At 41.6% G+C, this 22,856-nt stretch carries 18 protein-coding genes and 1 riboswitch; of the genes, 9 read left to right on the forward strand and 9 right to left on the reverse strand.

The window, feature by feature from the left end; translation table 11 throughout:
- The first annotated feature begins 2 nt into the window (after positions 1-2).
- The 5 genes from AOG26_RS06180 (at position 3) to AOG26_RS06200 (ending at position 7,612) form a co-directional block, all read left to right on the forward strand.
- On the forward strand, positions 3-3,155 hold the full coding sequence (locus AOG26_RS06180; RefSeq protein ID WP_054561693.1) for an efflux RND transporter permease subunit: 3,153 nt from the start codon (positions 3-5) through the stop codon (positions 3,153-3,155).
- Positions 3,156-3,312: 157 nt separating this feature from the next.
- A complete protein-coding gene (locus tag AOG26_RS06185; protein WP_054561694.1) occupies positions 3,313-4,929 on the forward strand; it encodes a L,D-transpeptidase family protein in 1,617 nt (538 codons plus the stop codon).
- A gap of 8 nt (positions 4,930-4,937) precedes the next feature.
- Positions 4,938-5,801: a D-Ala-D-Ala carboxypeptidase family metallohydrolase gene (locus AOG26_RS06190; RefSeq protein WP_054561695.1), complete on the forward strand. Its 864-nt coding sequence runs from the start codon at positions 4,938-4,940 to the stop codon at positions 5,799-5,801.
- 100 nt (positions 5,802-5,901) lie between these two features.
- Positions 5,902-6,147: a hypothetical protein gene (locus tag AOG26_RS06195; protein WP_054561696.1), complete on the forward strand. Its 246-nt coding sequence runs from the start codon at positions 5,902-5,904 to the stop codon at positions 6,145-6,147.
- Positions 6,148-6,169: 22 nt separating this feature from the next.
- Positions 6,170-7,612 carry a serine hydrolase domain-containing protein gene (locus AOG26_RS06200; RefSeq protein ID WP_054561697.1) on the forward strand — a complete coding sequence of 481 codons (1,443 nt, stop codon included), beginning with the start codon at positions 6,170-6,172 and terminating at the stop codon, positions 7,610-7,612.
- Between the two features lie 56 nt (positions 7,613-7,668).
- Here AOG26_RS06200 and ribB read toward each other — a convergent pair whose 3' ends face one another.
- On the reverse strand, positions 7,669-8,322 hold the full coding sequence (ribB, locus tag AOG26_RS06205) for a 3,4-dihydroxy-2-butanone-4-phosphate synthase (protein ID WP_152966943.1): 654 nt from the start codon (positions 8,320-8,322) through the stop codon (positions 7,669-7,671).
- A gap of 106 nt (positions 8,323-8,428) precedes the next feature.
- A riboswitch (FMN riboswitch) is annotated at positions 8,429-8,576 on the reverse strand.
- 47 nt (positions 8,577-8,623) lie between these two features.
- A complete protein-coding gene (locus tag AOG26_RS06210; RefSeq protein WP_054561698.1) occupies positions 8,624-9,562 on the reverse strand; it encodes a LysR family transcriptional regulator in 939 nt (312 codons plus the stop codon).
- 102 nt (positions 9,563-9,664) lie between these two features.
- On the opposite strand from AOG26_RS06210, the gene AOG26_RS06215 reads away from it, so the two are divergent.
- The gene (locus AOG26_RS06215; protein WP_054562008.1) at positions 9,665-10,321 is read left to right on the forward strand and encodes a nitroreductase family protein; all 657 of its coding nucleotides are present in this window, start codon (positions 9,665-9,667) and stop codon (positions 10,319-10,321) included.
- Positions 10,322-10,357: 36 nt separating this feature from the next.
- Here AOG26_RS06215 and AOG26_RS06220 read toward each other — a convergent pair whose 3' ends face one another.
- The 5 genes from AOG26_RS06220 to dapB all read right to left on the reverse strand — a co-directional run bounded on the left by AOG26_RS06220 (position 10,358) and on the right by dapB (position 17,424).
- Positions 10,358-11,401, reverse strand: coding sequence for a S66 family peptidase (locus tag AOG26_RS06220; RefSeq protein WP_054561699.1), 1,044 nt, complete (start codon positions 11,399-11,401; stop codon positions 10,358-10,360).
- Positions 11,402-11,519: 118 nt separating this feature from the next.
- Positions 11,520-11,996 carry a transcription elongation factor GreA gene (greA, locus tag AOG26_RS06225; RefSeq protein WP_054561700.1) on the reverse strand — a complete coding sequence of 159 codons (477 nt, stop codon included), beginning with the start codon at positions 11,994-11,996 and terminating at the stop codon, positions 11,520-11,522.
- A 51-nt stretch (positions 11,997-12,047) separates the two neighbouring features.
- A complete protein-coding gene (gene carB / locus AOG26_RS06230) occupies positions 12,048-15,266 on the reverse strand; it encodes a carbamoyl-phosphate synthase large subunit (RefSeq protein WP_054561701.1) in 3,219 nt (1,072 codons plus the stop codon).
- A gap of 16 nt (positions 15,267-15,282) precedes the next feature.
- Positions 15,283-16,419, reverse strand: coding sequence for a glutamine-hydrolyzing carbamoyl-phosphate synthase small subunit (carA, locus tag AOG26_RS06235; RefSeq protein WP_054561702.1), 1,137 nt, complete (start codon positions 16,417-16,419; stop codon positions 15,283-15,285).
- Between the two features lie 207 nt (positions 16,420-16,626).
- Positions 16,627-17,424, reverse strand: coding sequence for a 4-hydroxy-tetrahydrodipicolinate reductase (dapB, locus tag AOG26_RS06240; protein WP_054561703.1), 798 nt, complete (start codon positions 17,422-17,424; stop codon positions 16,627-16,629).
- A gap of 280 nt (positions 17,425-17,704) precedes the next feature.
- On the opposite strand from dapB, the gene AOG26_RS06245 reads away from it, so the two are divergent.
- Both AOG26_RS06245 and AOG26_RS06250 read left to right on the forward strand, forming a co-directional pair.
- Entirely contained in the window at positions 17,705-19,018 is a 1,314-nt protein-coding gene (locus AOG26_RS06245; RefSeq protein WP_054561704.1) for a Na+/H+ antiporter NhaC family protein, read from the forward strand.
- Between the two features lie 92 nt (positions 19,019-19,110).
- Positions 19,111-19,893, forward strand: coding sequence for an outer membrane protein OmpK (locus tag AOG26_RS06250; RefSeq protein ID WP_054561705.1), 783 nt, complete (start codon positions 19,111-19,113; stop codon positions 19,891-19,893).
- Between the two features lie 73 nt (positions 19,894-19,966).
- On the opposite strand, the gene AOG26_RS06255 is transcribed toward AOG26_RS06250, so the two are convergent.
- The gene (locus tag AOG26_RS06255) at positions 19,967-20,764 is read right to left on the reverse strand and encodes a M48 family metallopeptidase (RefSeq protein ID WP_054561706.1); all 798 of its coding nucleotides are present in this window, start codon (positions 20,762-20,764) and stop codon (positions 19,967-19,969) included.
- A gap of 192 nt (positions 20,765-20,956) precedes the next feature.
- Between AOG26_RS06255 and AOG26_RS06260 the strand changes: the two genes are divergently transcribed.
- Complete coding sequence (locus tag AOG26_RS06260) at positions 20,957-22,147, forward strand: Bcr/CflA family efflux MFS transporter (protein ID WP_054561707.1); 1,191 nt, start codon at positions 20,957-20,959, stop codon at positions 22,145-22,147.
- A gap of 67 nt (positions 22,148-22,214) precedes the next feature.
- Here the strand turns inward: AOG26_RS06260 and grpE are convergent, their stop codons facing one another.
- Positions 22,215-22,823, reverse strand: a complete 609-nt coding sequence (gene grpE, locus AOG26_RS06265) for a nucleotide exchange factor GrpE (RefSeq protein WP_054551515.1) — start codon at positions 22,821-22,823, stop codon at positions 22,215-22,217.
- Between the last annotated feature and the right edge of the window lie 33 nt (positions 22,824-22,856).

The raw sequence follows: 22,856 nt of genomic DNA on the forward strand, positions 1-22,856 counted from the left end.
CCATGACCACGCACAGAGAAAAAGGGCTTATTGCCTGGTTTGCTCGCAACCCAGTAGCAGCAAACTTACTTATGATTTTCATTTTAGTGGGAGGCTTATTGACAGCAATGTCGGTGCGTAAGCAAATGTTCCCACAATTTGAAAGTAACTGGATCAGTATTCAAGCTGTTTATCCGGGGGCTGCGCCGCAAGAGGTAGAAGAAGGCATCACCATTAAGGTCGAAGAGTCATTAGAAGGTCTCGAAGGCATTAAACGTTTAATTACCTATTCGAACCGTGGTTTTTCACAAGCTTGGATAGAAATCGAAGAAAAGTACGATCCACAAGAAGTACTCGATGAAATCAAGATGCAGGTTGATTCAATCAATACCTTCCCTGCAGAGATGGAACGCCCAATTGTTCGCCGTGAAAAGTTTGAGCAAGAAGTGATGATACTCGCGCTGTATGGCGATATGAGTAACTACCAGCTCAAAGAACTTGGTAACGACATAAAAGATGAGCTACAAGCTTTACCACAAATTAACTTGGTCAACTTTTACAGTGGCTTAAACTACGAAATTGGCATTGAAATCAGCCCAGATAAACTACGTGAGTATGGTTTAACTTTCCGTGATATTGCCACAGCCGTTCGCAGCTTTTCTGCCAATATGTCTGCAGGTCAAATTCGCTCTGAAAATGGCTACATTTCGATGCGTGTTGAAAATCAAGCGTATCGTGGTAAAGAGTTCGAAAATCTGCCTTTATTACACTTACCAGATGGTGCACAAGTTTTCTTAGGTGATGTAGCAACAATTAATGACGGCTTTGAAGAAGGCTTACAATACTCTAAGTACAACGGTAAAAACTCACTAACTTTTGAAGTAAATGCGTCGAAAGATCAAGACATCACTAAAGTTGCTGCGGTATTAAAAAAATATCTAGCAGATAAAGCACCACAGTTACCAGCAGGCGTAAAGCTATCACCGATTGTTGATTTAACTTACTACCTTGAAGGTCGTCTAAACATGATGATCGACAACATGATTTGGGGTGGTATTTTAGTGATGGTGGTACTGGCGCTATTTTTACCACTACGCTTAGCGTTTTGGGTAATGATGGGCTTACCTGTGTCATTCCTAGGTGCATTTTTAATGATGCCACTGGGCTTTATTGATATCACTGTTAACTTAGCTTCTTTATTCGCATTTATACTGGTGCTCGGGATAGTCGTTGATGATGCTATCGTCGTCGGTGAGTCTGCCAGTGCTGAAATTGAAAAACACGGTCACAGCCTAGATAACGTAGTGCGCGGCGTAAAACGCGTTGCTATTCCTGCAACCTTTGGGGTGTTAACCACAATTGCCGCATTCTTACCACAAACATTGGCATCAGGACCTGGCTCTGCGTTTTCTAAAGCCATTGGTGGTGTAATTATCCTATGTTTAATTTTTTCATTAATTGAGTCAAAACTAATTTTACCGGCTCACTTAGCAGCCATGAAAAATAAACCTGCGAACCCTAAAAATCCATTACATCGCTTACGTTTAGGTATGGATAATGGCTTAAAGAACTTTGTTGATAATTACTACACACCATTTATTGGTCGCTGTATTCATTACCGTTACACCGTGATTGTTGGCTTTATCTGTGTGCTTATTGTTAGTGGCGGTATGTTCGCTGGTGGCTTAGTGAAATTTGTTGCGAACCCTAAAATTCCACATGATTTCCCGCGTATCTCAGTTGAAATGAATTTATCTTCTTCTGAGCAAGCAACCCTTGAGACAGCGCAAACCATTGAAAAGCTGATTTTAGATGTCGATAAACAACTTGAAGAGCAATATGGTCAAGCGATGATCCGCGACTTATCGGTTAGTTTACGTGGTCGTACAAGTGCACGCATTATGGCGATTTTGGTCGAACCGGACTTACGCCCTATTGATACTTTCCAGTTAAGTGCAATGTGGCGCGAACAAATGCCACCACTGCCAGGTGTGAAAACGCTGAATATTGAAGACAGTATCATGAATGGCGGCCGTGATGACGGTGATGTTAGCTTTCGCTTAGAAGGCAAAGATATCAATAAGCTCAAAGAAGTGGCTGCAAAGTTAAAAGAAAAGCTAAATAGCATGCAAGGCGTAGGTGATGTAAATGACTCGCTCCAATCTGCAACTGACGAGGTTCAACTTGAACTTAAACCGCTTGCTTACAGCTTAGGGTTAACCCTTTCAGATGTGGCATCACAAGTTAGCTTTAGCTACTACGGTTTAGAAGCACAACGTATTTTACGTGACGGTGAAGAGATTAAAGTGATGATCCGCTACCCTCGTGAATCGCGAAACGCAGTAAGTGACATCACAGATGCACGTATCATTACACCAACGGGTGTTGAAGTACCGCTTGCTGAAGTTGCTAAAGTCAACATTGTGGATGGTGTAAACCGTATTCGTCGTGAAAACGCTAAACGTACTGTAAACGTTTGGGCTGCGGTTAACACAGACCAAGCTGAACCATTTGCCATTGCAAAAGAAATTCGTGACGAATACTTACCTAGCCTACTGAAAAGCTACCCTGGTGTAGAAAGTAATGTGGCAGGTCGTATTCAAGAAGAAATGGACAGTGTGGCAGAACAAGTACGTGATTTTGCTTTATCAATGATGATTATCTTTGCGTTACTTGCTATTCCACTACGTTCGTACTCACAGCCATTTATCATCATGTCGGTTATTCCATTTGGTGTCATTGGTGCAATGTTCGGTCATATGATTTTAGGTATGACAATGAGCAGCTTGTCAGTATTTGGTATTATCGCGGTTGCAGGTGTGGTCGTAAACGACTCGCTAGTGATGGTCGACTTTGTCAATAAAGCTCGCGCTGAAGGTATAGCAATCAAAGAGGCTGTAATGCAAGCCGGTGCGCGTCGTTTTAGAGCAATATTACTGACCTCAATAACGACCTTTATTGGTGTATTACCAATCATTATGGAAACAAGCTTACAAGCAAAAATCGTTATCCCAATGGCTGTATCTCTAGCATTCGGGGTGTTATTTGCAACGGTCATTACGCTTATTTTAATCCCTTGCCAGTACGTCGCCTTAGAAGACTTTAAACGCTTAATTAGCAAGCTAAGAGGTAAAAAAGCAGAGCCAGAAGCAAAATTACAAACAACCAGTAATTAAACCCCTCTCAAAATCCCAACCGAACGCTTGGCAATAAATTTGCCAAGCGTTTTTTATTTAAAAAGATGTTCCTATAAATCGTATTGTTTTGCTAAGCTTAAATGAGCAAAAAAGAAACAATTCATCAAATTACTAAATACGTTATAAGGACATAGCTATGAAAATTCTACGCTACACAGCTTTGGTTAGTTGTTTATCCATTTGTATGCCTGTGCTGGCCGAAAACCAATACTTACAACAACAGCTTGAGCCTATTCTGATTGGTGAGTCTCACAGTATAGAAGGACAACAAATCCACTCCCCAGAAATGACCGTTGCTACTTATAAAGCAAATAGTTTTGAACGAGTGTGGGACAACGTAAAATATGCCAAGCAAGCGCTCAACTTAATTGCGCAAGCAGAACTTGAAGGGCTATCTCCTAACGACTATCACTTTGATACATTAATGGCGCTGGCCAGCGAAATAGATAAACGCGGAGCGGATGCCGTAGAAGCCCAGTTTGATGTACTAATGACAGATGCAGTCATGACCTATGCAAAACACTTAATTCGCGGAAAAGTAAACCCTAAACAACTAGCAGCCACATGGAACTATGAACAGTTTGATGTCAGCCCAGATGCTGCAGCGGCCTCATTACTTAAACATGTAAAATCCAAAAGCCTTGATAAGGGACTTGAAAACCTCAAGCCTGTTTTACCTCATTATAAGCGCTTAAAAGACGCCCTCGTGTTTTATCGAGAGCTTGATGCCACTGGCGAGTTACCTGACTTCGCACTGCAAAATAAAGTATTAAAACCGGGGCAATCAGACCCAGCAGTGCCGCTTTTAAGACAAAAGTTAAAACGACTAAAGTATTTTGACGGCAGTAACAGTGATGCCACTGATTATAACGATGAGCTAGTCGCAGCAGTTAAACGCTTTCAAAATGCTCATCAAGTTGCTGATGATGGTGTGATTGGCAATGCAACGTTAAAACTACTCAACAAAGATTACAGTGAGTATGTTAATGATATTTTAGTAAACCTAGAGCGCATTCGTTGGGTTGATAACACGCTAACAGATCGCTTCTTAGTGGTAAATATCGCAGGCTATTTGCTGTATTTGTTTGAAGACAACAAATTGAAATGGCAAACCAACGTAGTTGTAGGCAGAAACTACACCAAAACCCCAATATTTAAAGGGCAAATGAGCTATATCGTGATGAATCCAACGTGGACAGTACCGCGGAGTATTTCAGGTGGCATCATTAAAAAAATGAAAGAAAACCCAAACTACTTAAACGAGAAAGACTTTGTTGTGGTTGATAGTCGCCGTAACCCAGTTGATAGCGAGAGTATTGATTGGCCGAATGCTAGCCGCAAAAACTTCCCATATTGGTTTGTACAACAGCCTTCAGAGAATAATTCATTAGGGCAAATCAAGTTTATGTTCCCAAATAAATACTCAATCTATTTGCACGATACCCCTGCAAAAAGTTTATTCCAGCAAGACCAACGTGCATTTAGCCACGGCTGTGTAAGAGTTGATGACCCATTCACCTTAGCTGAGAAAATATTAGAAACCTCGGATAATTGGAGCCGTAGTGAAATTGATGACGCCATTGCTTCAAAAGAAACTAAAAAAGTCAGCTTATCAAAACCGCTAGACGTACTTTTAATGTATTGGACCGTTGCGGGTAACGACGAAGCCCTACAATTTTATACCGACGTTTATAATCGCGATGGCGCGTTATTAAAAGCACTCACCACACCATTAGCAAACAATACAATTTAGAGGTCACTATGTATTTCAGCCGTATTATTTTTAGTGTGTGCTTAGCGTTAACTACATGCTCTGTTGCTGCCATTGAATTAACTGATTCGCTGCACAGCCTTGTACTTGATGCAAAACAAGTTCTAACACTTGATAACACGGCTGATTTTGCTCCAACTGCAGTATCAGATGTTGAGACTGAGCGATTAGGGCCAAATAGCATTGCCGTTTATGCCCCAGAAAATGCAGGGTTTTATAGCCTAGTACTGAGTAACAACAAAACGAGCAAACGCTTACTCGTTATAGTGAAAAAACCATTCAATGCTAACAATAAGCAATTGAATAATTATCAAATAGGCCTCTACCCTGCCCCTTATAAAGGCTATACACAATACAGTGCGCCAAACGGGTTTATAGAAATTTTTGAGAAAGACTTATCACGCCAGCTGACTCCTCATGTGCAAGTTAAAAATGTAATTTGCAAGCAATTGAGTGGCTTTCCAAAGTATCTTTATGTCAACAACGATGGCTTGATGATGCTCGAAGATCTGCTCAGGTTTGTACAAAATGAAGGGATTAAAGTCAGTAAATTTGCCTTTATCAGCGGCTATAGAACACCCCATTACAATCGCTCAATTGGTAATGGCAAACACAGCCGACACCAATACGGCGATGCCTTTGACCTATATATAGACGAAAATGGTGATGGCCGAATGGACGATTTAAACGGCGATGGCAAACTAACGGTTGCTGATGTTGATGTGCTTTATAAAGTGTTTGAAAAGTTCCAAAAACAGAGCCGCTATAATGGCGGTATTGGCCGTTATAAACCCGCCTCCCACCACGGTGGTTTTGTTCACATAGATAACCGTGGATTTACCGCTAGGTGGTAATTGCAAGCTTCATATAACCCTTGAATAAATATTATCCAATTGCATTATTACTGCTTGATTGGTAAGTTGTTGTGTGTAGTGAAAAAATCTCAGTAAAAGCGTGATTAAAGGCAGTGGTATTGATGAAACACAACTTGATTTAATCGCCCTACTGAACGACAAACAATCAGCTAATAGAACCACACTCTATGTTAGTAACGCAGACCCTATAAGCCCTGCTGATTATTGGCAAGCACTTCAAAATAAGAGTGTATCCATAGTGCATTACAGTAATTTAGATCACACCAGAATGGTAAGCCTTATCAACCAAGCCATGCGCAATGAGGTTTTACACCGACTAATGTAACCAACAAATAACAAGGACAGCAATGAACATACTCTTCAAGAAATTAAAGTTGCTCGTAGTTTTTTATTTACTGGCAATTTCAAGCCTCGCACATAGCCAAAACATGCAAGCAGAGATGGCTGACTTTATTAGTGGCTTTCATAACTTTAAGCAGTTTAATGGCAATGTATTAGTTGCTAAGGATGGAAAAGTACTGTTTGAACAAAGCTTTGGCTATGCCAACTTTGAATGGGATATAAGACATAGTAATAAAAGTAAATTTAGAATTGGTTCAATTACCAAACAATTTACCGCCATGTTAATTCTGCAATTGGCACAAGATGGAAAACTTAAACTCGATGATCACCTTGCAACATACCTCCCTGATTACAGAAAAGATATAGCCACTAAAATTACCCTTCGCCAAATACTTAATCACACCTCTGGTCTTGGAAATTATACTCAGGCAAAATCTTTTCGTGATGAGTACAGCCGAAACCCTTACAGTGTTGATGAATTTATTCGCTTGCTATGTAGTGATGATCTCGTGTTCGAGCCTGGCACTGAATTTCGTTATAGCAACTCTGGCTATTTTATTTTGGGTGCGGTAATCGAAAAGGTAACAGGTCAAAAATATCAAGATGTATTACAGAAGAATATTTTAGATCCACTCGATATGAAGGATACAGGCTATGATTCTCACAATAAAATCATTAAATTTCGCGTATCGGGTTACGACAATGGCCTAGGAGGTTATAGCAATACTGATTATTTAGATATGTCTATCCCATATGCAGCAGGATCAATGTACTCAACAGCACGGGATTTACTAAAATGGGATCAAGCTCTCTACACGGATAAGTTATTGAACAAAGAGTATAAGAAACAGATGTATCAAGTTTCTGAGCAAAGAAATTATGCGCTTGGTTGGGAAGTTACAAACCTTGATAAAAGCACCTACGGAAAACCGCTAACCCGTATTCAACATGGCGGTGGCATCAATGGTTTTAATGCATTTATAAGTAGAGTAATCGAAGACAAATTACTGGTTATTATTTTAAATAACACCGGTGGTGCGCCACTCACACCCATGACTAATGGCTTACTTGCAATCTACTATGGCAAACCCTACGAAAAAGCGACAGAGCATGTAGATAGTAAACTTTATAACGTATTTAAACGTGAAGGTATTGCAGGACTAAAGAATAGCTATCAGCAAATGGTGAGTGAGGGTAATACGCCTAGAGAAAGGTCGCTAAACTACTTTGGCTATGAATTAATGCAAATGGATGAGCTAGGCGCCGCAATCACGGTGTTTGAACTCAATAATCAATCTTATCCAGAATCAGCAAATACATTTGACAGTTTAGGTGAAGCATATTTAGCAGCAGGTGATAAACAAAAAGCATTAGCAAGTTACAAAAGTGCGTTAAAACTTAATCCTGACAGTGAAAGTGCTAAACAAGCGATTGAGAAATTACAATAAATATAGGCCACAAAAGTGGCCTCACTTTTTGACTTACAGCTCAAAGCATAAAGCTTTTAACAAGCCTGTTTTTGCGTTGCTTGGATATAAGCAACTAAATCTTCAATCGATACAACGGGCATATTGTGCTCACAGGCAAACTTGCTAACTTCAGGCAAGCGAGCCATTGAACCATCTGGATTCGTTAATTCGCAAATAACACCAAACGGTGTTAAACCCGCTAACTGCATTAAATCAACCGATGCCTCGGTATGGCCACGGCGCACTAATACACCACCCGTTTGTGCACGCAGTCCAAACACATGCCCTGGGCGAGATAAATCTTTAGGCTTTGCATTGTCTGCTGTTGCCGCTTTAATGGTGGTTACACGATCAGCCGCAGAAACGCCGGTTGTCACGCCCGTTTTAGCTTCAATAGTCACTGTATACGCTGTTTTGTTCTGGCTGGTGTTATGCTCAACCATTTGTGGTAAATCAAGCTGTTTAACACGCTCATCGCCCATGCAAAGACACACAATACCGCTGCCTTCACGGATCATCATGGCCATTTGCTCTGTGGTCAGGTGCTGTGCAGAGTACACAAAATCACCTTCGTTTTCACGGTTTTCGTCATCTACCACAAGTACGCCTTCACCTTGCTGCAAAGCAGCAATGGCACGTTCAACGCGTTCAAGTGGTTCGCCAAATTGGCTGAGTAAAGAAGACTGAATCATCATTTTTAATACCTATTAAATTAAATATGAAAAGATTCAGGACATTGAAAGGCACAGCAAAAAAGACCACCCGCAGGCAGCCAATTACTGTTTTATAGATTAACTATATTCTCTTTCATCCGGACTATCACCGTCGGCTCTGGCCTCTCACCAGATCTGCTGACCTTTAACCAAAGTTAAAGCGCTCGCGGGCTCACTTAAATTTAAAGTATACCGCCGGTGGGGAATTTCACCCCGCCCTGAGAATGTTGCTTAATCAATAAGATGAATAAGCTAAGCTATTCTATACCTAAAATAATTAGTTATCGAGTACCCGCTTATCTAATATGCCTTTTTCAATCAGTTGATTGAGTATCGCCTTGGTTTTTTCTCGGCATATATCACGCACTAAACGAACCGCGGGTGTTATGGATTGTCGACTTGGGCATATTAGCCAAAGCTCTGCACATAAGTGAGGATAATTTTGCATCACTGGCACTACCCGCCCACTTAGTAAATCATCACTGATATCAATACATGATTTAACCGCTAGGCCTTTACCAGCCACACACCAACGCCTTACCAAATCACCATCATTAGATGCTCGACGGCCTTGCATTTTCACTTTAAAACGCTCGGTTCCATCGGTAAATTCCCAAACATTATTGATGATATCTTGTAGTTGATAAAATAGACCCTGATGCTGATTTAATTCATCTGGATGCGTCGGCGCGCCATGTTCAGCAATGTACTCTGGGGTTGCACATAACAGCCGCGGAACATTACAAATTTTAAAGCCATATAAATTTGAGTCGGATGGCGAGCCATACCTAAGTGCAAAATCAACGGAGTCTCGGTAAAAGTCGACATTACTATCGCTAATATGCGGGCGCATACTCAGCTTTGGATACTCATCAAGTAACTCATCTAACCATGGGATAATGATGTTGCGGCCTAAGTCTGAAGATAATGCGACTCTTAGCTCCCCATCAATTTCATCATGCTCACCTTTTAAGGCAAGTGTGGCTTGGTCTAGCATGAGCACTGCTTGCTGACACTGAGGTAAAAAGCGCTCCCCAGCCGCAGATAACCGCAAATGACGAGTTGTACGAACAAATAACTCAGCACCCAGCGCTGCTTCAACACGCTTAATAGCAGCGCTGGCGGTAGCGGCTCGCATGTCTAATTTGGCTGCTGCGGTTGTAATACTACGAAACTCAGCAACCTTAAGGATTAATTTGAGATCTTCAACCAACATATTAACTAAAAATTTTTGATAATGTTTATTCGATTATGCGCTTTATCGTATGGTATGCAAGGCGTAAACTGCACCTAATTGTTATACATGCGGGAGCAAATCATGACACACCCAATCATTTCAGACTTACAACGCCGTTATACAAGTAAACGTTACGACGCTTCAAAACAAATTAGCCAAGCAGACTTAGCTGTAATTTTAGAAGCATTACGCCTGTCGCCATCGTCTATTAATTCTCAACCATGGAAATTTGTGGTAATTGAATCAGAGCAAGGTAAACAGCGTCTGCATGATAGTTTTGCAAATAAGTTTCAGTTTAACCAAGTTCATGCAAAAGCGGCATCACACACCATTTTATTTGCTTATAACCCAAGCTATAAACGTGCTGATTATGAAAAAGTAATTGATGCCGATATTGCTAATGGCCGTACAAAAGCTGAAAACAAAGAGCAGGCTTTTGGTGCCTTCGCCTTTGTTGATTTAAATACAGATGAGCAAGGTGATAACGCCGCTTGGACTAAAGCTCAAACCTACATTGCATTAGGTAATACCATGCACACAGTGGCTCGTTTAGGTTTAGATTCAACACCGATGGAAGGTGTCGATAAAGACTTACTCGGTGAACTATTCGCTGATGAGTTAGATGGTTATGTATGTGAAGTGGCACTCGCTATTGGTTATCACGAGCCAGAGCAAGATTATAATGCTGCATTACCAAAATCGCGTTTAGATAAAGATGCGGTGATTACTGTAGTTTAAAGCCTAAAGATTATGCAGGCTTGGCCTGCATAATTGTTATTTTAGGTCAGTCTTCACAACCACATTACTCGCCATACCTTCACACAAATCTGCTGTTATTGTGGCAACAGCTCCATTTATTAGTGCTAAATTTGGGGCTACGTGGCCAATGTCGGCATCAACGATAACTGGGAATAAATTACCTTTAAATGCGAGCTCTATTGCTTGGTATTCATCGAAGTAGCAGTCGTTATTAATTGCAGGGCTGCGGCCAAATACCACAGCATTTACATCAGTAAAAACATCATTCAACTTTAACGATAACAAACAACGTGCAAGGGCCATCGGACTAAGCTCTGCATTTTCTAGGTATAAAATTAACCCCTCTGGTGCATACTGTTTTTTAAACTCATGTAATGCATAGTAATTTGAGGGTAGCAACAGACCTAACGTATCTAAACAACCGCCAATTAAGCGCCCAGACACTTCAATTTGGCGTTTATCTTTATAGTTAATACATCGCCATTGGCTAGGAGCGGTATAGTCAAATTGAGCCTCTGGCTTAGTTTTATAATCAATTGGCTTTTGCTGATAAAATGGCGACGCGACTTGATGGAGTTGCTGTTTTTCTTCAAGTGACATGGCACTGAATATATTTGCTAAATAAACATCGGGATCGTCAGGGTGAATTTGCATTAAATTTGCAGCGTGCAAAGTTGCCCAGCCACAACGAGTTGTTAATGCACATGCAAACGTGCTGATATCAGAAAAGCCAACTAACCACTTAGGCCTTGCTTTACTTATGGCATTGAAATCCAGAAGAGGTAAAATTTCCATAGTAAGATCACCGCCCCATGGCGGCATGATGGCTGCGATTGAATCATCAGTTAAATACTGCATTAGCTCATCAGAACGTTGCTTTGCACTGTTGTGTGACTGACGTAAGCAGGCACCTTCAATAACAGTAAAACCTTTGGCTGTTAAGCCATTAAGTACTATGTCTAAGCGCTCATAAAAGGCTTTATCAACACCAGATGAAAAAGCACATATGGCTATTTTATCACCTTGCTCAAGCGGTTTAGGATACTGAATTTTCGCCATTATTACTCCTTCATTACGACTGTCTTGTAGCCAACGTACCGAATAAATTCACGCCTGTAAACAGGCATAAAAAAACCGCAGTATGAACTGCGGTTTTTCTCAATGCTTGGTTAAGCTACTAAATATACTCAACTTCAATGATTTCGTACTCTACTTCACCGTTTGGCGTTTTAATGATAACGGCATCATCTACCTCTTTACCAATTAAACCACGCGCGATTGGTGAGTTAACAGAGATCAGATTGTTTTTGATATCTGCTTCGTCATCGCCTACGATTCGGTATTTTACTTCAGCATCGGTTTCAACATTAACGATAGTAACCGTTGTGCCAAAAATAACTTTACCTGTGTTAGGCATTTTAGTTACATCAATGATTTGCACATTTGAAAGCTTCGCTTCAATTTCTTGAATACGGCCTTCGCAGAAACCTTGTTGCTCACGAGCAGCATGGTATTCAGCGTTTTCTTTCAAATCACCGTGCTCACGTGCTTCAGCGATATCAGCAACGATTTTTGGACGGGTAACTGTTTTTAATTCGTTAAGTTCTTCGCGCAGTAATGCTGCACCACGAACTGTCATCGGAATTGATTGCATATTATTCTCACTTAATCCCAAGGGCGATTGCCTCGCCCTTGGCACATTTCCTTAGTTCATTCGCTGATGTAGTTCCTGAACTGACGTCACCTTGCTACGGTCGTCTGCTTGGTTTGCAGTACAGTTAGCAAATGCCGCGTTCAGAGTCGTTGTGTAGTTAGTCTTATGCTGTAACGCACCACGACGTAACACCTTCGAATCTTCAATCGCTTGGCGGCCTTCAGTAGTGTTTACAATATAGCTGTATTCACCATTTTTAATTCTATCAAGAATATGAGGACGACCTTCGTATACTTTATTCACGCGACGAACTGCAATGCCTGCTTCTTCAAGTGCTTTTGCAGTGCCACCTGTTGCATCTAACTCGAAACCAAGATCAGTCATGGTTTTAGCTAGTTCAACGATACGTGGTTTGTCACTGTTGCGTACCGATAGTAACGCGCGACCACCGCGTGGTAAAGTGTTGCTTGCACCTAATTGTGCTTTAGCGAATGCTTCGGCGAAAGTTTCACCAACACCCATTACCTCACCCGTTGAGCGCATTTCTGGGCCACGGATTGGGTCAACACCTTGGAACTTAGCAAATGGCAGTACCACTTCTTTTACGCTGTAGTAAGGAGGGATTACTTCTTTTGTAATACCTTGGCTTGCTAGCGACTGACCCGCCATACAACGGGCCGCTACTTTAGCAAGTGCGATACCTGTCGCTTTAGAAACAAACGGTACTGTACGCGCAGCACGTGGGTTTACTTCGATTAAGTAAACTTTACCGTCTTTCACAGCAAACTGAGTATTCATCAGACCTACTACGCCAAGCTCTAGTGCCATATCAGTCACTTGCTTACGCATTACGTCTTGTACTTCAGCAGTTAATGAGTGAGCTGGTAATGAACATGCTGAGTCACCTGAGTGAACACCTGCTTGCTCAATGTGCTCCATGATACCACCGATGATTACTTGCTCACCGTCACAGATAGCATCAACGTCAACTTCGATTGCGTTATCTAAGAAGTGGTCAAGTAGTACTGGCGCTTCATTTGACGCTGATACTGCTTCTGTCATGTAACGACGTAAATCGTCTTCATCATAAACTACTTCCATTGCGCGACCACCTAATACATATGAAGGACGTACAACAAGTGGGAAGCCGATTTCAGCAGACTTAACAATCGCTTCTTCTAAAGAAGTAACCGTTGCATTCTCTGGTTGAAGAAGATCTAGACGCTCAACAAGCTGTTGGAAACGCTCACGGTCTTCTGCACGGTCGATTGCATCTGGTGAAGTACCAATAACTGGCACACCATTCGCTTCAAGTTCACGAGCAAGTTTCAGTGGTGTTTGACCACCGTACTGAACGATAACACCTTTTGGCTTTTCAACGCGTACGATTTCTAATACATCTTCAAGCGTGATTGGCTCGAAGAATAAACGATCAGATGTATCGTAATCAGTTGAAACAGTTTCAGGGTTACAGTTAACCATGATTGTTTCATAGCCGTCTTCACGTAAAGCTAATGCTGCGTGAACACAACAGTAATCGAATTCGATACCTTGACCGATACGGTTAGGACCACCACCGATTACCATGATTTTATCTTTGTCAGATGGATTCGCTTCACATTCTTCATCATAAGATGAGTACATGTAAGCTGTGTCTGAGCTGAACTCTGCAGCACACGTATCAACGCGCTTATATACAGGCACGATATCTAACTGGTGACGCTTCTTACGAATTTCTGCTTCAGAAACACCGGCAATTTCAGCGATACGCGCATCAGCAAAACCTTTACGCTTAAGCTTGCGTAAAAACTCAGCATTTAAACCAGCCATACCTACTTCGCTGATTGTTGCTTCGTCTTTTAAGATGTCTTCGATTTGTACTAAGTACCAAGGGTCAATCTTAGTTAATTCGAATACGTCTTCTACGCTCATACCGTGACGCATTGCATCAGCAACGTACCAAATACGCTCAGCACCTGGCTCACGTAATTCACGGATGATTTTTTCTTTTGCTTTCGGATCATCAAGGGCAACAATTGGGTTAAAGCCCGTTGCGCCTACTTCAAGACCACGTAATGCTTTATGCAGTGACTCTTGTTGGTTACGACCAATTGCCATCACTTCACCCACAGATTTCATCTGTGTTGTTAGACGGTCGTTTGAACCTGCGAATTTTTCGAAGTTAAAACGTGGGATCTTAGTAACAACGTAGTCAATTGACGGCTCGAAAGACGCTGGTGTTTTACCGCCAGTGATGTCGTTTTGTAGCTCATCAAGGGTGTAACCTACTGCTAGTTTTGCAGCGATTTTCGCAATTGGGAAACCCGTTGCTTTTGATGCTAGTGCTGAAGAACGCGATACACGTGGGTTCATCTCGATGATAACCATACGGCCATCAACTGGATTCACACCAAACTGTACGTTTGAACCACCTGTTTCCACACCGATTTCACGAAGTACCGCCATCGATGCATTACGCATGATTTGGTATTCTTTATCAGTTAGTGTTTGCGCAGGAGCAACCGTGATTGAGTCACCAGTGTGAACACCCATAGGGTCAAAGTTTTCGATAGAACATACGATGATACAGTTGTCGTTTTTGTCACGAACAACTTCCATTTCGTACTCTTTCCAACCGATTAATGATTCATCGATTAAAAGTTCATTTGTTGGTGATAAATCTAAACCACGCTCACAAATTTCATCAAATTCTTCTTGGTTATATGCAACACCACCACCGGTACCACCCATAGTGAATGATGGACGAATGATACATGGGAAACCGATACGGCTAAGTACATCGTGTGCTTCTTCCATTGAGTGAGCGATTTCTGCACGCGGACACTCAAGGCCAATGTTCTTCATTGCTACGTCAAAACGCTCACGGTTTTCAGCTTTATCGATTGCATCAGCAGTTGCACCGATTAACTCAACACCGTGTTTTGCCAGTACGCCGTGCTTATCTAAATCAAGTGCACAGTTTAATGCTGTTTGACCACCCATAGTAGGCAGTACTGCATCTGGCTTTTCTTTTTCAATGATTTTCTCTACCACTTCCCAGTGAATTGGCTCGATGTACGTCGCATCCGCCATTTCAGGGTCAGTCATGATAGTTGCAGGGTTCGAGTTTACAAGAATTACTCGAAAGCCTTCTTCTCGTAGTGCTTTACACGCTTGTGCACCAGAGTAGTCAAATTCACAAGCTTGACCGATTACGATCGGGCCTGCGCCTAAGATAAGAATGCTTTTTATGTCGGTACGTTTTGGCATTGTTACTCCGGTTAAATTAGTTAGAACGTGCTTGCATCAGGTCGATGAAGTGGTCAAATAATGGCGCCGCATCATGTGGACCAGGGCTTGCTTCAGGGTGACCTTGGAAGCTAAATGCAGGCTTATCTGTGCGGTGAATACCTTGTAGCGTGCCATCGAATAATGATACGTGAGTTGCACGTAAATTCGCTGGTAATGTTGCTTCGTCAGCTGCGAAACCGTGGTTTTGCGCTGTGATCATTACAACATTGCGGTCAAGGTCTTTAACTGGGTGGTTACCACCGTGGTGACCAAACTTCATTTTCACCGTTTGTGCACCTGAAGCAAGTGCAAGTAATTGGTGACCTAAACAGATACCAAAAATTGGCGTGTCTGTTTCTAGGAAAGTTTTAATTGCTTCAATCGCGTATGTACACGGCTCAGGGTCGCCTGGGCCATTTGATAAGAAGATACCGTCTGGGTTTAATGCCAGTACGTCTTCTACAGATGTTTGTGCAGGAACAACGGTTAATTTACAACCGCGGTCAACTAACATACGTAAGATATTACGTTTAACACCGAAGTCATAAGCAACAACGTGGAACTTCTCGTCTGCTGCTTCTAGCGTTTTAAAGCCTGAACCTAACGTCCAGCTTGATTCGCGCCACTCAAAATTTTCCTTGGTTGAGACAACTTTTGCTAAATCCATGCCTTTTAAGCCTGGGAAGGCTTGCGCAGCTTCAAGCGCTTTATTCTCATCTAACTCGTCGCCTGCAATGATACAACCATTTTGAGCGCCTTTATCACGTAAGATACGTGTTAATTTACGAGTGTCGATGTCAGCAATACCTAAGATATTGCGTTCTTTTAAGTAATCACTTAACGATTGCTCGTTACGGAAATTACTTGCTAGCAGTGGCAAATCACGGATCACTAGGCCTTTAGCCCAGATTTGACCCGCTTCTTCGTCTTCGCTGTTAGTACCCGTATTACCGATATGTGGGTACGTCAAAGTTACGATTTGTTCCGCGTATGAAGGGTCAGTCAAAATTTCTTGATAACCAGTCATAGACGTATTGAATACTACTTCACCGACTGACATGCCGTCAGCGCCGATTGCAGTACCGCGAAACACTGTGCCGTCTTCTAGGACTAACAGAGCGGATTTAGTCAAGTTAACCTCCTAACAGTAAAAAACGGGAGTAAAGTCATTTGCTCTACTGCCCGTTTATAGCGATTGGAAACACGCATTTATGAATTTTTGGCAAATTGGCGCTATTCTACAGTAAATTAGCATTCAGATCTAATCTTAATTAATAAAATAGTAAAAATAAGCGTTATTAACTAAAAATTCACTGAAACTGCCAAAAAAGAAACTAAACTACTTCAAGTCAAGCACATCTTGCATGTCATAAAGTCCAGCTGGTTTATTTTTCAACCAGCCCGCAGCTCTTACAGCACCTAATGCGAAGGTCATTCTTGAACTTGCTTTATGAGTTAATTCTAGCCTTTCGCCAGAAGTTGCGAAATATGCGGTGTGTTCACCTACTATATCTCCGCCTCTCATGACTGAATAACCGATTTCATTTTGCGATTTTGCGTGTTCGTCATTGCTTCTATCAAAACGCGCGACTTCATCATGCTGCCAACCTTTTGCCTCGGCAATAGCTTCACCAATTGCCAATGCAGTTCCTGATGGCGCATCGATTTTGTGACGATGGTGGGCCTCAAATATTTCGATATCCATATCATCGCCAAACTTAACAGCCGCAGTCTGCACTAAGTTAAGCAGTAAATTCACACCTACGCTATAGTTGCGGGCAAAAACAATCGGAATGTGTTTCGCCGCTTCATGAAGCGCATCAAGATCATCTTGGTTAAGGCCCGTAGTACCAATAACCATGGCGATATTTTTTTCGACCGCTGTTTTTAAATGGTTGCGCATGCCTGCCGGTAAAGTGAAATCAATCAATACATCTGCATCTTTTACGTCTGTTTCTTTACTAAATGATACATCTGCTGATGCAGCGCTGTTTAATTGATTAACCGCAATATCTAAAAGTGGCGAGTTATCACGCACGTACGCGCCCGTTAATGTTGCGTCATCTTTTTTTGAGACAGCTTCTAAAAGTGCAAGTCCCATGCGGCCGTTTGCGCCAAATACACCTATGCGGTTCATATAGTTACCTTATCTATTCTTCTTAGCTGGCTGGATTTTATCGAAAACTCATGTAATAGTCAGGTTAGCTTATAAAAAATACAGAGCTAATTTTAGATTTATTAATAGAACAACAATAATAACAGATAGTCTTTGCATTTAGCCATCTATACATTTAAACTTCTTCCTTTGCGCCGATTTGGTCTTTGGCTTGCGGGCGCTGTTGTTGTCTTTTAGACACAACTAAATACAGCTAAAAGAAGTGTTTGGCTGTGTTATTGGTTATCTAACGAGGAATATGATGCAGCCATCATTTAATAAAACAAAAGCAAAACTTTCTTTGCTGCCGCTTTTGGTGTTTGTCGGCTTATTTTTAGGCGCTGGCTTATACTTACAGTCTCAAGGTGTCGATTACGCCTTCTATCAATTGCCTGCTCCTGTTGCAATTTTGCCAGCCATCATGCTGGCGTTTATCTTAAATAAAAATACCATCAACCACAGTGTTGAAACCTTTATTAAAGGTGCTGGCCATAGCAACATTATCACTATGTGTTTGATTTATCTGCTGGCAGGTGCGTTTTCTGCGGTTGCTGGTGCGACCGGTGGTGTTGATGCCGTAGTTAATGCCGGTTTATCACTTATTCCACCTGCTCTGTTACTACCAGGGTTATTTTTAATTGCTGCGGTAGTGTCGACTGCGATGGGTACTTCAATGGGTACTATCGGTGCGATTGGCCCGATTGCTTATGCCGTCGCCCAAAAAACAGGCATTGATCCATCTCTGATGGCAGGCACGATTGTATCAGGTGCCATGTTTGGTGATAACTTATCAATCATCTCTGACACAACTATTGCTGCAACCCGCACGCAAGGCTGTGAAATGAAAGATAAATTTCGTGAGAACTTAAAAATCGCCTTACCTGCTGCGGCCTTAACTATCGGCTTGTTATTCTTCTTAACGCCTGCAGCAGAAGCTGTAGAGACACAAGACTTCGATATCTTACTAGTATTACCTTATGCCTTTATCTTAGTGCTCGCGGTAATGGGCTTTAACGTATTCGTGGTGCTGTTTAGCGGTATAATCTTCGCTGCACTTATGGGCTTTACTGGCAGCTATGAAGGTGCAAGCTTTGTAAAAGATGTTTATAAAGGCTTTACTGATATGCAGGAAATTTTCTTGCTATCGATGTTTATTGGCGGTCTTTCAGAGTTTATCCGTATTAATGGTGGTCTTGATTATATTGCTAACAAAATTCAGGCAATTACAAAAATCATTGCAAAATGGCACCGTAAAGTAGCAGATCAATTAGGTATTGCTGCACTGGTTATGACTAGTAACTTATGTATTGCCAATAATACAGTATCTATTATTGTTGCAGGCCCAATTGCTAAAAAATTAGCAGATGATGGCGAAATTACAGGCAAGCGTTCAGCAAGCTTACTTGATATTTTTGCTTGTGTTACGCAAGGCTCATTGCCGTATGGCGCACAAGCACTTCTACTCGGCGCAACATTCAAAATTAGCCCATGGGAAGTCTCTACCTCTTCTTACTACTGCTTTATTCTTGCCTTTACTGCCGTTGCAGTAATTTGCTTACGCAGAAATAAAGCATAAGTTAAATAATTTTTCTCAAGATACGCCCAAATATGGGCGTATCTGCTATAATCCAACCTTTGTATCCCCCTTTACACCATCAATATTGAGATATGAACTTGAAAAAGATCCTTTCTGTTGCTGCGCTTTGTGCAGTAAGTACTTCGAGCTATGCCGCTAATTGGAGCTCTACGCAATTACACGTTAATAACGGTGAACACAAAAACCCGTTTTCATTAACTAAGTCAAATACCACGGTTGTATCACTACAGCATGCCTCTGGTTATGACTATGGCGACAATTTCTTTTTTATTGATTACAGCAATGACGACCGTCAAGATGGCTATCAAGATAAAGACTTTTACGGCGAGTGGTATTCAACATTTAGCTTATCAAAAATCTCTGGCAGTGATTTTTCATACGGCGCAATTGCTGATGTGGGTTTAACGGCAGGTTTTAATGCCGCAGGTGACTCGAAAGTTCTTAAGTATTTACCTGGTGTAAAGCTTAGCTGGCAAGCACCGGGCTTTAGCTTTTTATCTACTTTATTTACCGCTTACATCGATGACAGTGAAGGCGTAGCACGCGGTGGTGCACCAACTGAAACAAACAGCTGGATGATTGATGTTGCTTGGGGCTACCCATTCACTATTGGCTCACAAAAGTTCAACGTAACAGGCCATGTTGAATATATTGCAGAGCGTGAAAATGAATTTGGTGAAGACGTTAAAGCATGGATTTTAGCGCAGCCAATCATCACCTGGGATTTAGGTCACGCAATGAGCATGAAAGAAAATACGCTACTGCTAGGCCTTGAATGGCAATATTGGCACAACAAGCTAGGTACAGACACAACTGAGTCAGTACCCCAACTTCACGTTGAGTGGACGTTCTAATAAGCTGAAAGCTGAAAAATTAAAGCCTGTAGTCATCACTGAGTACAGGCTTTTTAATTTCTATAGATACTCTTTACAGTTTACACTGTGGGGTTTTGCCTTTTGCTTTAGCGGCTTGTTGGGCTTTTAATGCATCCGACATGTGCTTTTGAAGCTCTTTGATGCGGTTACCTGGTGCAGGGTGAGTCGACATAAACTCTGGGGTACCGCTACTACCAGCTGCACTCATATTTTGCCAAAGCGACACTGATTGCTCTGGGTTAAACCCTGCTTTTGCCATTAAATCTAAGCCAACAATATCTGCTTCTGATTCATGTGAGCGGCTAAATGGCAAAACAACACCATACTGTGCGCCTAAGCCTAAGGCTTGCATTATTTCGCCGCGATATTGCACATTCCCCATATCAAGTGCTGCACCACCAACTTGCAGACCTGTTTGTAACAATGCATTTTGTGATACACGTTCATTAGAATGCTCAGCAATAACGTGTGCAACCTCGTGACCTAGTACCGTTGCCAGTTGGTCTTGATTTACAGCAACTTTTAATAAACCTGTATGAACGCCAATATAACCCCCCGGTAATGCAAATGCGTTTGCTGAGTCTTCTTCAAACACAACAACTTCCCAAGACTGCTTTGCATACTCATTAGGTAAAACGGCAATAACATCATCGGCAATACATTTCACGTAAGCATTGACGCCAGGGTCGGTATTAACAGGCTGTGTTTTTTTCATTTCAGCAAAGCTTGCTTGACCCATTTGGCTCATTTGTTGGTCTGAATAAAGCGCGATTTGTGTACGCCCTGTTGGAGAGGTTTTACAGCCAGCTAAAACAGCGGTGGCTAACACTGCCATGATTAACTTTTTCATACTAGTCCTTCAAATACTTAGTGTAATTGTGGCTAATATAGCAAAGCATTGCTTAATTTTATATGAAAATGAACAATCACCCGCTCAGTTGTTATCATTTAGTTAATTCTTTTACTTAGCAGGCAAACTAAGTTCACCACAGTAACTCACACTGCTACAATAGTGACCTAATGTTTGATGAATGAGTAAACAATGCCTTCCCCTGAAACTTTAAATAAACGCATTTTATTACCTTTACTGGCAAGTATTGTCGCAATTACGCCTTTAGCAATTGATTTATATTTACCGGCGATGTTGGTGATTGCCAACGACTTACAAACTACCATGCCAAATGTGCAAATCTCGCTCAGTATTTATTTGGCGGGTTATGCCCTGGGTATGTTGTTCTTTGGCCCGATAGCCGATGAGCTTGGTAGGCGATTACTCGCTAAGGTGGGTTTAGCGCTATTTGGCATCAGCTCATTAGCACTGGCATTTTGTACCAACATCGAATTATTTTGGTCTTTAAGAGCCGTGCAAGCATTCACTGGCGCTGCTGCAACCGTCGTAGTGCCGGGTATTATTCGCCACATTTACCGAGAGAACACCGCCAAGGGCATGTCTTATGTCTCGATGATTATGATGGTTGCCCCGTTAATTGCCCCTACTCTAGGCTCATTAATCATGGGAATTTCGACATGGCAGGTCATTTTCATCGCATTAGCTGCTTATAGTTTTGCCATTTTAGCTTTGGTGCAAATTCATTTAATCGATATTCCAATCTTTAAGAGTCAGCAACGTGGTTTGGCACTGTTCTTTAATAGTTATAAAACGGTATTTTCTCGTCGTAGTGCCCTTGCCGATATTGCCAGTTCAATGTTTGCCTCATTCGCATTCTTTTGCTTTTTAACATCGGTACCTTATGTATATCTCGATTTCTTCAAAGTAGATGAGCAATTGTTCGGTGTGTTATTCGCCTTTAACGTGCTGGCTTTAATGTTCGGTAACTTTATGAATACACGTTTAGTGCCGCGCTTGGGTTCTCGTAAACTGTTATTTATTGGGCTAGGTATTGGCTTTGTGTCTGGCGGGGCATTGTTGTTATTCAGTGTGATGCATTTATCGCTGTATTTTATCGTTGCCACCATCGCACCACTGATGATGAGCTTGGGTATTGTCGCGAGTAATGCAGACTCATTAATACTGATGCAATTTGAGGAAAAGTCAGGCACTGCAACAGCTGTTATTGGTACCCTGAGATTCGGCAGTGGCGCTTTAGTTGGGCCTATCCTTGCTTTTGTTCACCCACAAAGTGCGATTCCATTTTCTGCTATGATGTTCAGCGCACTGATACTGATCTTGCTTGTACAGCTTTTGCATCGAAAACGATACCAATCGACTTAAATATTGAACACAATTGTAATAAAAAAATGCCTGTAATTAACAGGCATTTTTTATATCTCTTTAAAGCTTATTCAGCTTCTTTCGATACCATAACCATTGCAGGGCGTAATAAACGGCCATTTAATGTATAACCTTTTTGCATTACTGCAAGAACAGTATTTGGCGCTACATCATTGCTTGGCTGAATTGACATTGCTTGATGGAATTCAGGGTTAAATTGTTCACCCTGTGGGTTAACAATTTCAACACCGAATTTTGATACCGCATCATTAAAGCTCTTAACAGTCATTTCGATACCTTCAAGCACAGGCTTAAGCTGCTCATTTTCTTTATCAGAAAACTCAATCGCACGCTCTAGGTTATCGATAACAGGTAGTAATTCGTTAGCAAACTTTTCAAGTGCAAACTTATGCGCTTTTTCTACATCTTGAGCGGCACGACGACGCATGTTCTCAACATCTGCAGCAGCACGAACAACACTGTCTTTTTGATCGTTGATCGTTTGTTTAGCCGCTTCTAATTCGCTGTGTAGTAGTGCGATTTCAGCTTCAGGGCTCATTTCTTCGCCGTCAACTTGTTCAGCCGCTTTTTCTGCAGCTTCTACTTCAGCTTGCATTTGTTCAAATTCTTCGTTTAGTTCAACTTCTTGCTCTGGTGATTTTGTCTGCTCAGACATAGCTTACATGCTCCAATTCTTTACAACTGCGGT

The sequence above is a fragment of the Pseudoalteromonas sp. UCD-33C genome (assembly GCF_001306895.1).
GTDB lineage: Bacteria > Pseudomonadota > Gammaproteobacteria > Enterobacterales > Alteromonadaceae > Pseudoalteromonas.

Excerpts from the sequence above, each read along its gene's own strand:
- AOG26_RS06180 (WP_054561693.1), top strand. The coding sequence starts at position 3 with ATGACCACGCACAGAGAAAAAGGGCTTATTGCCTGGTTTGCTCGCAAC.
- AOG26_RS06185 (WP_054561694.1), top strand. The coding sequence starts at position 3,313 with ATGAAAATTCTACGCTACACAGCTTTGGTTAGTTGTTTATCCATTTGT.
- AOG26_RS06190 (WP_054561695.1), top strand. The coding sequence starts at position 4,938 with ATGTATTTCAGCCGTATTATTTTTAGTGTGTGCTTAGCGTTAACTACA.
- AOG26_RS06200 (WP_054561697.1), top strand. The coding sequence starts at position 6,170 with ATGAACATACTCTTCAAGAAATTAAAGTTGCTCGTAGTTTTTTATTTA.
- AOG26_RS06210 (WP_054561698.1), bottom strand. The coding sequence starts at position 9,562 with ATGTTGGTTGAAGATCTCAAATTAATCCTTAAGGTTGCTGAGTTTCGT.
- AOG26_RS06215 (WP_054562008.1), top strand. The coding sequence starts at position 9,665 with ATGACACACCCAATCATTTCAGACTTACAACGCCGTTATACAAGTAAA.
- AOG26_RS06220 (WP_054561699.1), bottom strand. The coding sequence starts at position 11,401 with ATGGCGAAAATTCAGTATCCTAAACCGCTTGAGCAAGGTGATAAAATA.
- greA (WP_054561700.1), bottom strand. The coding sequence starts at position 11,996 with ATGCAATCAATTCCGATGACAGTTCGTGGTGCAGCATTACTGCGCGAA.
- carB (WP_054561701.1), bottom strand. The coding sequence starts at position 15,266 with ATGCCAAAACGTACCGACATAAAAAGCATTCTTATCTTAGGCGCAGGC.
- dapB (WP_054561703.1), bottom strand. The coding sequence starts at position 17,424 with ATGAACCGCATAGGTGTATTTGGCGCAAACGGCCGCATGGGACTTGCA.
- AOG26_RS06245 (WP_054561704.1), top strand. The coding sequence starts at position 17,705 with ATGCAGCCATCATTTAATAAAACAAAAGCAAAACTTTCTTTGCTGCCG.
- AOG26_RS06250 (WP_054561705.1), top strand. The coding sequence starts at position 19,111 with ATGAACTTGAAAAAGATCCTTTCTGTTGCTGCGCTTTGTGCAGTAAGT.
- AOG26_RS06255 (WP_054561706.1), bottom strand. The coding sequence starts at position 20,764 with ATGAAAAAGTTAATCATGGCAGTGTTAGCCACCGCTGTTTTAGCTGGC.
- AOG26_RS06260 (WP_054561707.1), top strand. The coding sequence starts at position 20,957 with ATGCCTTCCCCTGAAACTTTAAATAAACGCATTTTATTACCTTTACTG.
- grpE (WP_054551515.1), bottom strand. The coding sequence starts at position 22,823 with ATGTCTGAGCAGACAAAATCACCAGAGCAAGAAGTTGAACTAAACGAA.